Raw genomic sequence first — 13,311 nt, 5'->3', positions numbered from 1 at the left:
AGCAAAACACAATTGTATTTTTATGTAGTTCACCTCCCCATGATTTTCAGGTGATTGGAATGAACTATTTTCAATATTTAATTAATACCTTTTAGCAATTATTAAACCTGTTATTTCATATACGAAAATCTCAAAAATCAACCCAAGATCATTTATTTTCTCAATAATTGAATCATCTTCACGACATCGTTGTTTATCGATTATACTTTACCTCAGTCATAGTAAGACATTTTTTGGATTAGTCAGTGGGTTATTTATATGGAACTTAGACACCTTCGCTATTTCATTACTGTTGCTGAAGAACTGAACTTTAGTAAAGCAGCACTGAAACTTTATACCGCCCAACCCTCTTTAAGTCAGCAAATCAAAGACCTTGAAGAAGATGTCGGTGTGCAGTTATTGTATCGAACCAAGCGAAAAGTTGAACTCACGGAAGAAGGCGCTGTTTTCCTTGAACAAGCACGTCTAACCCTAGCTCAGGCAGACAAAGCGGTTGCTATGGCACGCCAAGTGTCACAAGCCAAACAGCAGATGCTGCGCATTGGTTTTGTTCCTGTTGCGGAAATGAAAATTTTTCCTTATGTCCTGCCCAATTTACGAGTGCAAAACCCAGAGTTAAAAATTGAGTTATTCAGTATGAACAATACTGAGCAATTGCGTTTGCTGAAAAAAGGGGAGTTGGACATTAGCTTTACACGAAATAATGTCCATAGTGATGAAATCGAAAGCCAGTTTGTACTGCGTGAACCACTCATTTTCCTGTTGCCGAAAGACCATCCTTTGGCCCAATACGAGCGAATTCCGGTTAAAGCATTAAATGGCATTGATTTTATTATTCCCGCAGCCGAGCAGTCACAGACTTTGCACCAGACCATTTTGGAATTTGCCAAAGTGCACAATATCGAATTCAATATTGTGCAAAAAGCCGATAACATTCTATTCAATATCAACGCGATTGGCTTAGGGCTCGGCTGTACAATTTTACCCGGTTACATTGCGCCACTTAGCTTGAACAACACGGTAATTCGTCCACTTGAGGTTGAGCTGCCGTATTTGGATCTGTATGTGAACTATCGTAAACATAACAGCTCCCTAGCAGTGATTAAATTTATAGAATTACTGACTCGGGTATTTTATTTGGATATTAACCGCGAATAAGTCTGCAGTGAGTTCTAATTACTCATCTCATTCGGCGCGCCACTATTTTCTGAATAAATAATTACGCGCCTTTCTCATAGAACTATACTCTGTAAGACAAGCGTATTTTCACCCTTTTGTTTTTAAGCGATGTCGATGACATCTCGCTTTTTCATTTGTATTCTTTTTAAGCTAGGATAGGCTAATAAAAACTGGCTTTTGTCAGGTTCCCTACAACTGAAGTCCGAACACAGACAGGTACTGAAGTAGATCTTGCGACTTTAGCTGCACGAAAAAATAATAAAACAGAGAAGGAGAAGATTATGCCAATGCCCACTTTGCAGCGTTTAAAAACAGCAATGAAATTTCGCCCCTTCTTTTTCATTAGTTTTTTGCTGACTGCTGTTTTTTTTACGCTGCTGAATACATTTACCGACTGGTCTTGGTCGACCAATTTATTGATCAGTTGGAATATTGCCGTCTCAAGTTATTTAATTAAAACCATGACCACCCTGTGGTCCGTTGATCATCGACACATTCTGCAACATGCACAACAGCAAGATGCCAGTAAATGGATCATTCTACTGTTGGTGATCATGACTTTGCTCATGTGCTTAATTGCGATTGTATTGGAGTTGACTCACCTTCCGAATGATCCAACCATCAAATATGGGCACTTAGCGCTGTCCTTACTCACCATTATTAGCGCATGGTTCTTTATGCATACCGTGTTTGCCATTCATTATGCACATGACTATTATCTCGCTCTCGCAGACCAACAAGATGCAGGCTTAGACTTTCCCAAAACGGCTCAACCGACCTATCCCGACTTTTTATATTTTAGTTATGTGATTGGCACTTCTGCGCAAACCGCGGATGTTTCCATTACCTCACGTTCGATGCGTATTCTCAATATTCTGCACATTAGACTTCCGTCATAAATCAAAAAATGTACAATTTGTTTGATCTTAAATTAATCAGTAAAATTATTTAATTCAATGGATAATCCTTGGATGAAATTCAAAGATATTCAAAAATTATCAGACGTTAATTTTCGTAGGCTTACCGGTGTTAGTTGGGCTACATTTAACCTCATGTTGGCCGAGCTAAATAAGCATTTACCTGGTCATATTGGTAAAGGACGACCGCATAAATTACCGTTGGAAGATCGTTTGCTCTTATGTATAGAATATTGGAGAGAATATCGAACATTTTTCCATCTTGGTATGAGTTACGGTGTATCTGAAACGAGTGCAATTCGTATCACACGTGTTATTGAAGATACCTTAATCGGTTCTGGAAAATTTAACTTGCCAAAACAACTTCCTAATCGAGATGAAGTGGATTGGGAAGTTGTTGTGATTGATGCCACTGAAATATTAGTTCAACGTCCAAAAAAAACAGAAGAAATGGTATAGCGGTAAAAAAAAGCGACATACCTTTAAATTTCAGCTATCTATGCACTATACAACAGGTGAAATACTGAGTGTATGTGGAAGTCATGGAAGCATGCATGATTTTAAAATATTTAAAAAAAGCATGAGGAAATTAAAATTTAAGCCCTTTTTTATCGTTGATAAGGGGTATTTAGGGATAAAGAAATTGGGTTTTGGATGCCTCATGCCATCTAAAGCAAAGAAAACTGAAAAACTAGATTCTGAATTAAAAAAGTTAAATAGAGAGATTGGTCGTAGACGAATTCAAGTAGAGCATGTATTTGGAAGGATGAAATGTTTTAAGATTTTATCTTGTGTATATAGAAATCGTCGTAAAAGATTAAACCTGCGGTTTAATTTACTTGCTGGCATATACAATTTAGATTGGGTGAAAGATAAACAATTAAATTGATTGAAAAATGATTTATGAAGGAAGTCTATTATTTTAGCTTATGGTTTTAATACCTCTATTCTCGCTATTAGCATCAATGTTGCGGCAGGTTTTATCACGCTCTAAGTACCCTGTTTTTCATTTTTTTGTCATCCGCTCAAATGACAACCATCCAATATAAAGACGATGATTGAAGTCCTTTCGACGAAACCTCACAAAAAAAGCTCCCAATGAAAGAGCTTTTTCAAATCAGAAATCCAACAATTCAATCAACCGTTCATTCGCCTTAAAACATACTAAAGACAAAAGATTTGAAGATGATCGACCTAAAACTGGCAGGCTCACTCAGACCATCTTCCACAGGCTATATATTTAGACGACTCAAGTTAAATCACTTGTTTAAGGTCAACATATTGCAATAAATGCTGCTGCAAGCTCGGCACATCATCCGCGATGGCCAAAGGTTGATATTGTCTGAGCGTTTCAGGTGTATGCACCCCATAACTCACCCCGATTCTCGGCATGGCAATATTACGCGCCATTTCTAGATCATAACTGGTATCACCGACCATAATCGCGCGTTCAGCAGACACACCCGTTTCAGTTAAAATCTCTTCCAACATTAAAGGATGCGGTTTAGATTTAGTCTCACTGGCAGCACGCGTTGTCACAAATAGTGTTTGGCTCTGTGTTTGAGCCAATACTCGATCTAAGCCTTTACGACTTTTACCTGTCGCCACCGCCAACTGTAAACCCGCTTCACGTAAGCCATTCAACATATCGGCTACGCCGTCGAACCAGACATCACCTTTCGAGTTCGCCACATAATGCTCGGCATAGCATTGCAAAATCTCAGTATGTAACTCAGGCACTTGAGGAAATAATCGCTGCGCGACTTCTGGCAAACCTAAACCAATAATACTTTTTGCTGCATCAGCAGTTAAAGGCTGTGCAAATTGCTGCGCGGCAAACAGTAAACTCGCCACAATCTGCCCCACTGAATCAAATAATGTCCCATCCCAATCAAAGATAATCAGTTCTACAGGTTTGTTCATTCTGGGGTTCCAATATTTACTTTTATAAAGTCAATTTACACGATGCATTTGCTACACAATGGCGACAAGGATGTCACCGTTGAGCTGACTTGCATTTCGCTTTAAATCAGTGCTTAAAGCGCGTACAAGACATTCCGTCAACTCAACAAAAGCCATGTCTTAAAATGAAAGGGAAAAGAATTAATCCTTCTTCTGCGCTCTTAACTGCGCCACAATACTCTGCATATCTTCAGGCAAAGGCGCTTCAATCGGTACATAACCAGGGATGTCTAAACGCATTGCATGCAGACATAAACGACGTGGCTTCGGCCCTTTATATTCTGTTTCATGACCATATTTATCGTCACCCACCAGTGGATGACCAATGCTTAAACCATGCACACGAATTTGATGGGTACGCCCTGAAAGTGGTGATGCATAAACTAAGGTTGCATGCATAAAACGCTCAGCCACATTCCACTGCGTTTTAGACTCTTTACCTTCGCTCGATACACGCACACGACGCTCACCATTGGCCAGTTCATAACGGTGCAAAGGCGCATCAATTAACTGCTTGTCTAAACTCACCACACCTTTGACTACAGCAGCGTAAGTTTTCTTAATTTTGTGTTCACGCAACATGTCTTGCAAACTTTTTAACACACTACGCTTTTTAGAAATCATCACCAAACCTGAGGTATCACGGTCAATACGATGAATCAGTTCTAAGTATTTTTTACCTGTTGCCGCACGTAAGCCTTCAATCAGACCATAAGCCACACCACTGCCACCATGCACGGCAATGCCAGATGGTTTATTGACAACCATCAAGCCCTCATCTTCATACACCACACGGCTCAGTAAACTCTGTGCCACTTTGTCAGAAACAGGTGCCGCATTTTCATCTTTTTGTTCATAGCGAATCGGGGCCACACGAATCTGGTCACCAATAGACAACTTAGTTTCTGCTTTTATACGCTTTTTATTCACGCGAACCTGACCTTCACGAATCAGGCGATAAATACGACTTTTAGGCACACCTTTTAAACGGCTAAATAAAAAGTTATCAATCCGTTGCCCTGCTTGATGCTCGTCCACTTCAAACCACGTCACGTTTTGCCATTGTTGGGTAGAATTCATACAGTTACTGCGACCTAAAAAATACGGAATTTGAATAAAAAATGACCATTTAGGCTATGCTTTACACAAGAAAGACTAGCTTAGCCCATAGGCAGATGGTACAAGGTTTGATATAGTCAGCGCACGGATACCACCATAAGTGAGTCAAAAGCTTAATCATTTCAATTTTAAATTGAATAGTTAAGAAAATAACTCAACTCAGCTTGGAACGGTCCCAAAAGAATTATGCCGACGCCGAAGGCTTATTATATCGGCAAAACAGCAAACTGTTAGGTTTAATTGTGCATCTGCACATAAATCAGTTTGCCCCAAAAAAATATGTGACCAACGAAGGTTGGTTTTTAAACGTAAACTGATATACATCAGATTAGTCGCTCCCTGATGTCGTATTCAGGCCACAGCGTTGATGCATATGGATCTGTTCAGTTGTAAAGGTACGATGATAATTCCGTATCAAGACACCCTATCCAAAAAGAAGGGTTGCTCTTCGAGCAAATGTGACAGTGAAAGTTACTTACATCCAATGCACCGCTTGTCCGCCAGTGAAACGCGCAGGAGACTTTAATCGTTTAAAGATTGAAGCCGTATTGCCATCATCAATATGTGAATCAAAACCGAAGCCGATCAAAAAGGCAGGTAATAAAACTCAGACCACAATCGGTTTATTTGAGATCTGAGCAAAATTGGTCCGTGATGTTTGATGTTCGCTACGTGTTTAGCGATAGTTTGCTGTGTATCACTATTAGGTGTTACACCCATGAAACGTATGTTGATTAATGCAACACATGCAGAAGAGATTCGCGTTGCACTTGTCACTGGGCAGCGTCTTTACGATTTTGACTTAGAGAATCGTACCCGTGAACAAAAAAAATCCAATATCTATAAAGGTCACGTGACTCGCGTTGAGCCTTCTTTAGAAGCCGTCTTTGTTGAATATGGTGCGGGACGTCAAGGCTTCTTGTCTATGCGCGAAATCGCAAATTCATATTACCAAGCAGACCCACGCCAAACTTCAAACATTCGCGAATTGATCACTGAAGGCACAGAGCTTCTGGTTCAAGTTGAAAAAGAAGAACGTGGTAACAAAGGCGCTGCCCTCTCTACCTTCATTTCTTTAGCTGGTCGCTATTTGGTACTTATGCCAAATAACCCGAAAGGTGGTGGTATTAGCCGTCAAATTTCAGGTTCAGTACGTGAAGAATTGAAAGAAATGTTGGCGTCGTTAAATGTACCTCGTGGCATGAGCGTGATTGTACGTACTGCGGGTATTGGCCGTTCTCAAGAAGAATTACAACTCGACCTACAGCACTTACTTGATCTTTGGGCGCAAATCCAAAATACAGCAAGTTCTGGTCCATCACCAATGTTGGTTCACCAAGAAGCGGGGGTGGTGACGCGTGCGATTCGTGATTATTTACGTGATGATGTTGCTGAAATCTTAATTGATTCAGAGCAAGCCTATAACGAAGCCTATAACTTCGTAAAAGCAGTCATGCCTCGTCAAATCGACAAGCTAAAAACTTATACGCTAAATGAGCCATTATTTGCTCATTTTGGTATTGAAAGCCAAATTCAAACCGCTTATGAACGTGAAGTTAAACTTCCTTCAGGCGGTTCAATCGTTATTGACCAAACCGAAGCATTAGTGTCAATCGACATTAACTCTGCAAAATCAACCCGTGGTAGTGATGTTGAAGATACAGCGCTCAATACCAACCTTGAAGCAGCGGAAGAAATTGCACGTCAACTGCGTTTACGTGACATTGGTGGTTTGGTCGTGATCGACTTTATCGACATGACCAAAGACCGCAACCAACGTATGGTTGAGGCGAAACTTCGCGAAGCAACACAAAGCGACCGTGCCCGTATCCAATTCGGTCAATTGTCTCGTTTTGGCTTGATGGAAATGAGCCGTCAACGTCTACGCCCTTCGCTTGAAGAAGCAACAGGTTATGTCTGCCCGCGCTGTCATGGCACAGGTATGGTTCGTGACTTACGCTCATTATCGCTTTCAATCATGCGTAAAGTAGAAGAAATTGCGCTGCGTGAACGTCATGGTGAAGTTCAAGTACAGGTTCCTGTTGAAATTGCAGCCTTCTTATTGAATGAAAAGCGTCACACGTTGGTTTACCTCGAACAAACCTCAGGTGTTCGTGTGACTGTGCTTCCGCACCCACACTTAGAAACTCCGCATTACGAAATTTCGTATAACCCTGAAGGCTTTGCACCAACCAGCTATGAACGTACAGAAGCAACACGTTCAAGCGAAAAAGAGTTGGGTTACGAGTCATCAGAATGGCATTTAGATGGTGCAGATCATGTGCATCAACATGCCGCTCCTGCGCCTGCACAACAAGAAAAAGGCAACAAAAAACCTCGTAACAACGCGCCACAACAACAAGTCGCTCAACAAACCCCTGCTCAGACTGCACCTTCAAGCAGCCCATGTGCATGGTTAGAAAACTTGTTTGTGCAAAAACAAGCTGCGACTGTCGATCAATCACGTTCTGCAAATAATGCTGCTGCAGCCATTGAGCAAATGGTGAATGGTGGTGCAGTGAGTCGTGGTCAGTTTGGTCAAGTTGGCACGCCTGCTGCGGCACCAGTTGCACCAAGCAACAATGTCTACATAAGCGCTGCACCTGTTCATGCAAAATCTGAACACCGTGAAGATAAGCATGTAGAGAAAGAAGAACGTGGCACACGCCACAACAAAAAGCGCCCTAATAAGCACAAAGAGTCACGTGAGCAAAATGCGCAACATGACAACCAAGTTCATGAAGAAATTGTGCAGGTCTCTCGTCAAGATCAACAACGCCAAGATCGTTATGAACAACGTCCTGAACGCAATGAACCACAACGCCAAGACCGTCATGAACAACGTTCTGAGCGCGGTGAACAACAACGTCAAGACCGTCCAGAGCGCAGTGAACAGCAACGTCAGGAACCGCGTGAAAACAAGCGTTCATCATCACGTCGCCAACACGGTGAGCAACAGCAAAACACTGATGTTCAAAACGAACAGCAAAATGCAATGCCACGTCGTGACCGCCGTAACCAACCTCGTCCAGAGCGCCCAAATCGCCACCGCGACCCAAGTGTACTGAATGAGCAAGCGACTGAAGCAGCGCCAGCTGTGGTTCAAGAACCTCAAGTTAAAGTTGAGTTGATTGAAGCGCCGCGTCAAGAAATGATCACAACAGCCCATGTGGTCAATGTCGATCAAGCGCAAAGTGAAATCGTGGCATTAACTCCGCCTGCACACACTGCAACCGAAACCAAGCCTCAGCAAGCGGCTGTTGCGAAAGCAGAAGTTGAAGTAAAAGCTGAGAAAGTGGTACAGGAGAAAGCAACTGAAGTTGTAGCAGCACCTGCTGAACAACAAGCAGAGCAAAAACCACGTGAAAGCGTAAAACGTGCCAGCAATGATCCACGCCAACGCCGTCGCCAACAACGCGCTGCACACACACAGCAAACTGAAACACCTAAACTCACACCTTCACAGGTGCCAACTTTAGGTCAGTACACCATCAGCAGCTTGATTCGCCATGTCTATGGTGAAGACTGTTCAGTGCTGATTGAGCAGTTTGGTTTAATTCCAACCTTCAACCGTGCCCTTCAGAAATTTACTGAAGAGTATGCAGCAACGTTAAGCAAAACTGTGACAACGCCTGCTGTTGAAGCAGAGAAAAAACCGGTCACCCGTGATGTTGAAATCACAAAAGCGCAGCCTGAAGCAGAGCCAGTTCCAGTATTGGACCTGACACCGCCTGCACCTGTGTCTGAACAACGTGTTGCAAATGACCCGCGTGAGCGTCGTCGTCTAGCTAAACTTGCTGCTGAACAAGCCAAACAAGCACGTGAAACAGCACCTGTTGCTGAATCGTCAGCGCCTGAAACAGCGATTGTTGCAGAAACGCCTGCTGCTGAAGCTGCACCTGCTGTAACTCCAGAGGAAAACGAGCCTGCCCTTGTAACAGAAAGCGAAGCGCCTATTGCCGTTGAAAGCAGTGAAGTGAAAAGCATGGCTGATGTAGCTGCGGTTGAAGAAGTGGAAGTTGTTGTTGCTCCAGTTCAAGCCAAAGCGCCTAGAGCATCAAAGCAAGCTGAAAAAGTAGAAGTGACTGAAACTGTAGCGGAAACAGCTGCGGACGAGTCGGATAAATCAGACTCGGACAAGCCAGTTCGCCCACGTCGTCCACGTGGTCGTCCACCGAAAAAAGCGAGCCCGACTGAGTCGTAATTCGCCCTAGAGTTGTCAATTTAAAAAACCTAGTCATGTCAGTGGCTAGGTTTTTTTGTTATTTTCGTCAGATTAGGTTGATTGCACTAGACCGAAACGATTAAAAGAACAAGTGTAGAAACTGAGCACTATTCAAACGCATTGGATTGCATAAAATAATTAGGATTCATATGAGCCAACACCCATCACATGACCTCATTGGTATTACTGACGTTGCAGCAAAACTTCCTCAATTCATCAGTAAAGTTCCCAACTTACTCAGTGGATTAAAGCAAGCATATTTACGTACCCCAAACACCCCAGCAGGCCTCGGGATTGCTTTTGAAAAAGCAGTGAAGCGCAACCCTCACGGTATGGCCCTGCTTTTTGAAGAGCAAAAATTTAGCTACCAAGCCCTCAACGAATGGGCAAACCAAATCGGGCATTATTTTTTATCCATCGGGGCAAAAAAGGGTGATGTCATCACAGTGATGATTGAAAACCGTCCTGAATTGGTTGCAACCGTGATTGCACTTGCCAAAATTGGCGTTACTGCAGCTTTAGTCAATACCTCTCAAGTCGGTAAAGTGCTGGCGCATAGTATTAATCTAGTCAAACCCATCGCAGTCATCGTGGGTGAAGAATGTCGTGCCGCAGTTGATGAAATCCGTCATGATTTAAATCTATCTACGGATCGTTTCTATTGGTTTGCCGACCAAGAAACCCAAAAAGATGCAGGCCTTGCGCCACAAGGTTTTAGTAATCTTGCTGAAAAAATTGATGCCTTTGCCAAGTTCAATACCCCAACCACACATAGTGTGCTGGGTAAAGATGGCTTGTTTTATATTTATACCTCAGGCACAACCGGTCTACCTAAAGCCGTTATTTTCACACATAGCCGCTGGACGTTGGCTTATGGAACCTACGGGCACGTACTCAACCTCGGCAAAGACGATGTGATGTATGTCACCTTGCCGCTGTACCATGCAACAGGTATTGTGGTGTGTTGGTGTGGCGTGATTGCAGGTGCTGGCACCTTGGCTTTACGCCGTAAATACTCCACTTCTGCTTTTTGGAAAGATGTGCAAAAGTTCGATGCCTCTGCCATAGGCTATGTGGGTGAGTTATGTCGCTACCTCATGGATGCATCACCTTCAGATTTAGAAAAAGGCCACCGTGTCACCAAAATGATCGGCAATGGCATGCGTCCGAATATTTGGGACAAATTCAAACAGCGGTTTGGTATTGAAGAAATTTTAGAGCTTTATGCATCGAGCGAAGGCAATGTCGGCTTTAGCAATGTATTTAACTTTGACAACACTGTCGGCTTTTCACCTACGCCTTATGCCATTATCCAGTTTGATAAAGAAAAAAATGCACCTGTTTATGATGCCAAGGGTGGCTGTATCAAGGTCAAAAAAGGCGAAGTTGGTTTATTGATTGGTAAAATTACTCGCCGCTCCCCTTTTGATGGCTATACCGACCCTGAAAAAAATAAATCGGTGATTCTTAAAGATGTCTTCAAGTCCGGCGATGCTTATTTCAACACAGGGGACTTAGTCCGTGACATTGGTTTCCGTCATGCCCAATTCGTCGACCGCTTAGGCGACACTTTCCGCTGGAAAGGCGAAAATGTGTCCACGACTGAAGTTGAAAACATGGTTAGTGAATATGACAAAATCACCGAAGCCGTGGTTTATGGTGTCGAAATTCCGAACACCAATGGCCGAGCGGGGATGGCTGCGATTACACTGGCAGACGGCGCTGAATTGAATGAGCAGGATTTAGCCCAAATGCTCGTGAGCTTTAAAAAATGTCTGCCTGCCTATGCTGTACCCGTTTTCTTACGCGTACAAAAGCAAGTTGAAACTACAGGAACGTTTAAATACCAAAAGAACAAGCTCAAAGAACAAGCCTTTGACCCGAAAAAAACGGATGAACGCTTGCTGGTCCTGTTACCCAACAGCAGTGCCTATGCAGATTTAACGCAACAAGTCTTTGATAACATTCAAGCCTATCAATATCGCTTCTAAACTCGAATTGCTTGTTTTTTAGCTACCTAATCACAAATTTGTTGTATTTATAATCAAACATCAACAAGTTTGCGATTTTTTACTTGCGCTCGATGCATATCTTGCTACAATACGCTCCATCAAATGATATGGGTCGTTAGCTCAGCTGGTAGAGCAGCGGACTTTTAATCCGTTGGTCCCGCGTTCGAATCGCGGACGACCCACCATTCCTTTGATACCCTTGATGGGTCGTTAGCTCAGCTGGTAGAGCAGCGGACTTTTAATCCGTTGGTCCCGCGTTCGAATCGCGGACGACCCACCATCTTTCTTGTAAAATCTAATTTTACAAACCTGCTCAGGTTCGAATGCTTTAAAAATTTCTTTTTTAAACTTTCAGCGAATACTCTTTCGCACACCTTGCTCAGGGTCGTTAGCTCAGCTGGTAGAGCAGCGGACTTTTAATCCGTTGGTCCCGCGTTCGAATCGCGGACGACCCACCATTTATTTAAATCCTCTTTAATTGTATTCATATGACATTTATTTAGCGAAATGCTATTTAATTCATAAAATTCGCACTCTGTTCATTTCTTCACTATTTTTATTCTTCAGTCTTATTCTGTTGCTTTACCCAATTCCATTTTAACTATGAATTAGGCTCACGCTTTAACGTATACGCACGCTCTAATTTCGGAAAACCTCGCGCATACAATTTTTGGTTAGTGGCATCTAGATTATTACTTTTATCCAAATCCATTTGCAGCGTTTGCGAATCCACCACGCGATAATAAAAATTAATCCCCTCTTTACGATGGACAATCAACTCTGTTCGCTCTTTATTCATGGTCCATGTATCACGGCGATAACTTAAGTTTGAAAAGCCAGGGCGTTGTTTTTCTGAAAAGACCTTACCCAAACGCACAATGCTGCGATGCACCGTACCATCAGGTAAAAAATTGAGAATAAAATCAGCCTTCCCCGTTTCACAAGGGAAAAAATAACCATCACATTGAATTTGTGTGCGATAACGCCCAATGAACTGCTGTTCACGAATATCAAGCGTACGAGGTGCATACTCCGAATCATCTTGCATGGTGGCCCGTCCTGCCACCTCAGTCAGCTTCTTCCCCGACTCAGATGAAACATCCACGTCCTCTACCGTACTATTTTCATGTTGTTGTGACGCTTCCGAGAGCCCACCATCACAGCCAGCTAACGATACACCAATTAGCGCCACCGCTCCTTGCAGTAATACGCCAATCAAACCCTGATGTTTTCGTTTCAACTTCATTCCACACTCACTTCCTGCACGTGATTAATCTCCATAACCATCACGAATATTCCATCCTGACCCCTGGTGTTTTCTCGGATTCAAATGACTTGCTGACTTTAAGCAGCTAGCTCAACGCCAAATAGAGCACATTTTAGTCCTGATCAAAACCCTAGCTTTTATCTCTTTACATAACTTTACTTTTTAATCGACTCCGTCACCTTTAAAAACGTAATTCCATCTCCATTTTTAAACTATAAGTGCAAAAAGCCACTTATTAGATTTTAATTTTTAAGGAGACCTAGATGGCCAATGTTGGTTTATATCGCTCAAACCGCTCAAACATGATTGCTGGTGTGATGGGCGGTATTGCTGAACGTTTTGGTTGGAACGCAAATTTGCTTCGTATTGTTTTCATCACCATTTCACTGTTAAGTGCAGCATTCCCCGGAATTTTGGTTTACCTGATTCTTTGGTTGGTGATGCCAAAACAAAAAGACCAAATCGAGCATTCTCCACAGGCCCGATCTGGTTATAGCAATACAATGCGTACCGTTAATCCAGATCATCGCAACCCATAAGCGCACATCTTTCGTCTCAAAAAGTTTCTTTTTATGCTACGACAACTTCCCCCAAAGTGTCGTAGCTTTTTTTTGCCTACGACACTCACAT

The 13,311-nt window shown here is 42.6% G+C and carries 9 protein-coding genes, 3 tRNA genes and 2 pseudogenes; 11 read left to right on the top strand and 3 right to left on the bottom strand.

Going from position 1 to position 13,311, the window contains the following annotated elements; genetic code table 11:
- Window positions 1–258 precede the first annotated feature (258 nt).
- From hcaR to AC4CUX_RS09610, 5 genes and pseudogenes are all read left to right on the top strand, one after another.
- Entirely contained in the window at window positions 259–1,158 is a 900-nt protein-coding gene (hcaR, locus tag AC4CUX_RS09630) for a DNA-binding transcriptional regulator HcaR (RefSeq protein WP_335997617.1), read from the top strand.
- A gap of 302 nt (window positions 1,159–1,460) precedes the next feature.
- Window positions 1,461–2,078 carry a DUF1345 domain-containing protein gene (locus tag AC4CUX_RS09625; protein WP_490792368.1) on the top strand — a complete coding sequence of 206 codons (618 nt, stop codon included), beginning with the start codon at window positions 1,461–1,463 and terminating at the stop codon, window positions 2,076–2,078.
- Between the two features lie 72 nt (window positions 2,079–2,150).
- A complete protein-coding gene (locus AC4CUX_RS09620) occupies window positions 2,151–2,555 on the top strand; it encodes a transposase family protein (protein WP_201952405.1) in 405 nt (134 codons plus the stop codon).
- A gap of 37 nt (window positions 2,556–2,592) precedes the next feature.
- A pseudogene (locus AC4CUX_RS09615) lies at window positions 2,593–2,985 on the top strand (transposase family protein); the annotation flags it as partial.
- Window positions 2,986–3,012: 27 nt separating this feature from the next.
- A pseudogene (locus AC4CUX_RS09610) lies at window positions 3,013–3,090 on the top strand (DUF1345 domain-containing protein); the annotation flags it as partial.
- Window positions 3,091–3,350: 260 nt separating this feature from the next.
- Here the strand turns inward: AC4CUX_RS09610 and AC4CUX_RS09605 are convergent.
- On the bottom strand, window positions 3,351–4,019 hold the full coding sequence (locus AC4CUX_RS09605) for an HAD-IA family hydrolase (RefSeq protein ID WP_333654998.1): 669 nt from the start codon (window positions 4,017–4,019) through the stop codon (window positions 3,351–3,353).
- A gap of 180 nt (window positions 4,020–4,199) precedes the next feature.
- Window positions 4,200–5,138 carry an RluA family pseudouridine synthase gene (locus tag AC4CUX_RS09600; RefSeq protein WP_078388580.1) on the bottom strand — a complete coding sequence of 313 codons (939 nt, stop codon included), beginning with the start codon at window positions 5,136–5,138 and terminating at the stop codon, window positions 4,200–4,202.
- A gap of 757 nt (window positions 5,139–5,895) precedes the next feature.
- On the opposite strand from AC4CUX_RS09600, the gene AC4CUX_RS09595 reads away from it, so the two are divergent.
- The 5 genes from AC4CUX_RS09595 to AC4CUX_RS09575 all read left to right on the top strand — a co-directional run bounded on the left by AC4CUX_RS09595 (window position 5,896) and on the right by AC4CUX_RS09575 (window position 11,872).
- Window positions 5,896–9,381, top strand: coding sequence for an Rne/Rng family ribonuclease (locus tag AC4CUX_RS09595; RefSeq protein ID WP_490792367.1), 3,486 nt, complete (start codon window positions 5,896–5,898; stop codon window positions 9,379–9,381).
- A gap of 170 nt (window positions 9,382–9,551) precedes the next feature.
- The gene (locus AC4CUX_RS09590) at window positions 9,552–11,393 is read left to right on the top strand and encodes a long-chain-acyl-CoA synthetase (protein WP_335997610.1); all 1,842 of its coding nucleotides are present in this window, start codon (window positions 9,552–9,554) and stop codon (window positions 11,391–11,393) included.
- Window positions 11,394–11,523: 130 nt separating this feature from the next.
- Window positions 11,524–11,599 (top strand) — tRNA-Lys (locus AC4CUX_RS09585).
- A 19-nt stretch (window positions 11,600–11,618) separates the two neighbouring features.
- Window positions 11,619–11,694 (top strand) — tRNA-Lys (locus AC4CUX_RS09580).
- A gap of 102 nt (window positions 11,695–11,796) precedes the next feature.
- A tRNA-Lys gene (locus AC4CUX_RS09575) sits at window positions 11,797–11,872 on the top strand.
- A gap of 143 nt (window positions 11,873–12,015) precedes the next feature.
- On the opposite strand, the gene AC4CUX_RS09570 is transcribed toward AC4CUX_RS09575, so the two are convergent.
- Window positions 12,016–12,660 (bottom strand): hypothetical protein, encoded by a 645-nt coding sequence (locus tag AC4CUX_RS09570; RefSeq protein ID WP_335997608.1) that lies wholly within the window; start codon window positions 12,658–12,660, stop codon window positions 12,016–12,018.
- A 284-nt stretch (window positions 12,661–12,944) separates the two neighbouring features.
- Here AC4CUX_RS09570 and AC4CUX_RS09565 point away from each other — a divergent pair, with 284 nt between their 5' ends.
- Complete coding sequence (locus AC4CUX_RS09565) at window positions 12,945–13,220, top strand: PspC domain-containing protein (protein ID WP_004692583.1); 276 nt, start codon at window positions 12,945–12,947, stop codon at window positions 13,218–13,220.
- The last annotated feature ends 91 nt before the right edge of the window (window positions 13,221–13,311 follow it).

The organism is Acinetobacter sp. 231_lipA (assembly GCF_058243005.1).
The sequence above is the reverse complement of the archived record's forward strand: the minus strand, read 5'-3'. Positions and strand labels throughout refer to the sequence as shown.

Excerpts from the sequence above, each read along its gene's own strand:
- hcaR (WP_335997617.1), top strand. The coding sequence starts at position 259 with ATGGAACTTAGACACCTTCGCTATTTCATTACTGTTGCTGAAGAACTG.
- AC4CUX_RS09625 (WP_490792368.1), top strand. The coding sequence starts at position 1,461 with ATGCCAATGCCCACTTTGCAGCGTTTAAAAACAGCAATGAAATTTCGC.
- AC4CUX_RS09620 (WP_201952405.1), top strand. The coding sequence starts at position 2,151 with ATGAAATTCAAAGATATTCAAAAATTATCAGACGTTAATTTTCGTAGG.
- AC4CUX_RS09605 (WP_333654998.1), bottom strand. The coding sequence starts at position 4,019 with ATGAACAAACCTGTAGAACTGATTATCTTTGATTGGGATGGGACATTA.
- AC4CUX_RS09600 (WP_078388580.1), bottom strand. The coding sequence starts at position 5,138 with ATGAATTCTACCCAACAATGGCAAAACGTGACGTGGTTTGAAGTGGAC.
- AC4CUX_RS09595 (WP_490792367.1), top strand. The coding sequence starts at position 5,896 with ATGAAACGTATGTTGATTAATGCAACACATGCAGAAGAGATTCGCGTT.
- AC4CUX_RS09590 (WP_335997610.1), top strand. The coding sequence starts at position 9,552 with ATGAGCCAACACCCATCACATGACCTCATTGGTATTACTGACGTTGCA.
- AC4CUX_RS09570 (WP_335997608.1), bottom strand. The coding sequence starts at position 12,660 with ATGAAGTTGAAACGAAAACATCAGGGTTTGATTGGCGTATTACTGCAA.
- AC4CUX_RS09565 (WP_004692583.1), top strand. The coding sequence starts at position 12,945 with ATGGCCAATGTTGGTTTATATCGCTCAAACCGCTCAAACATGATTGCT.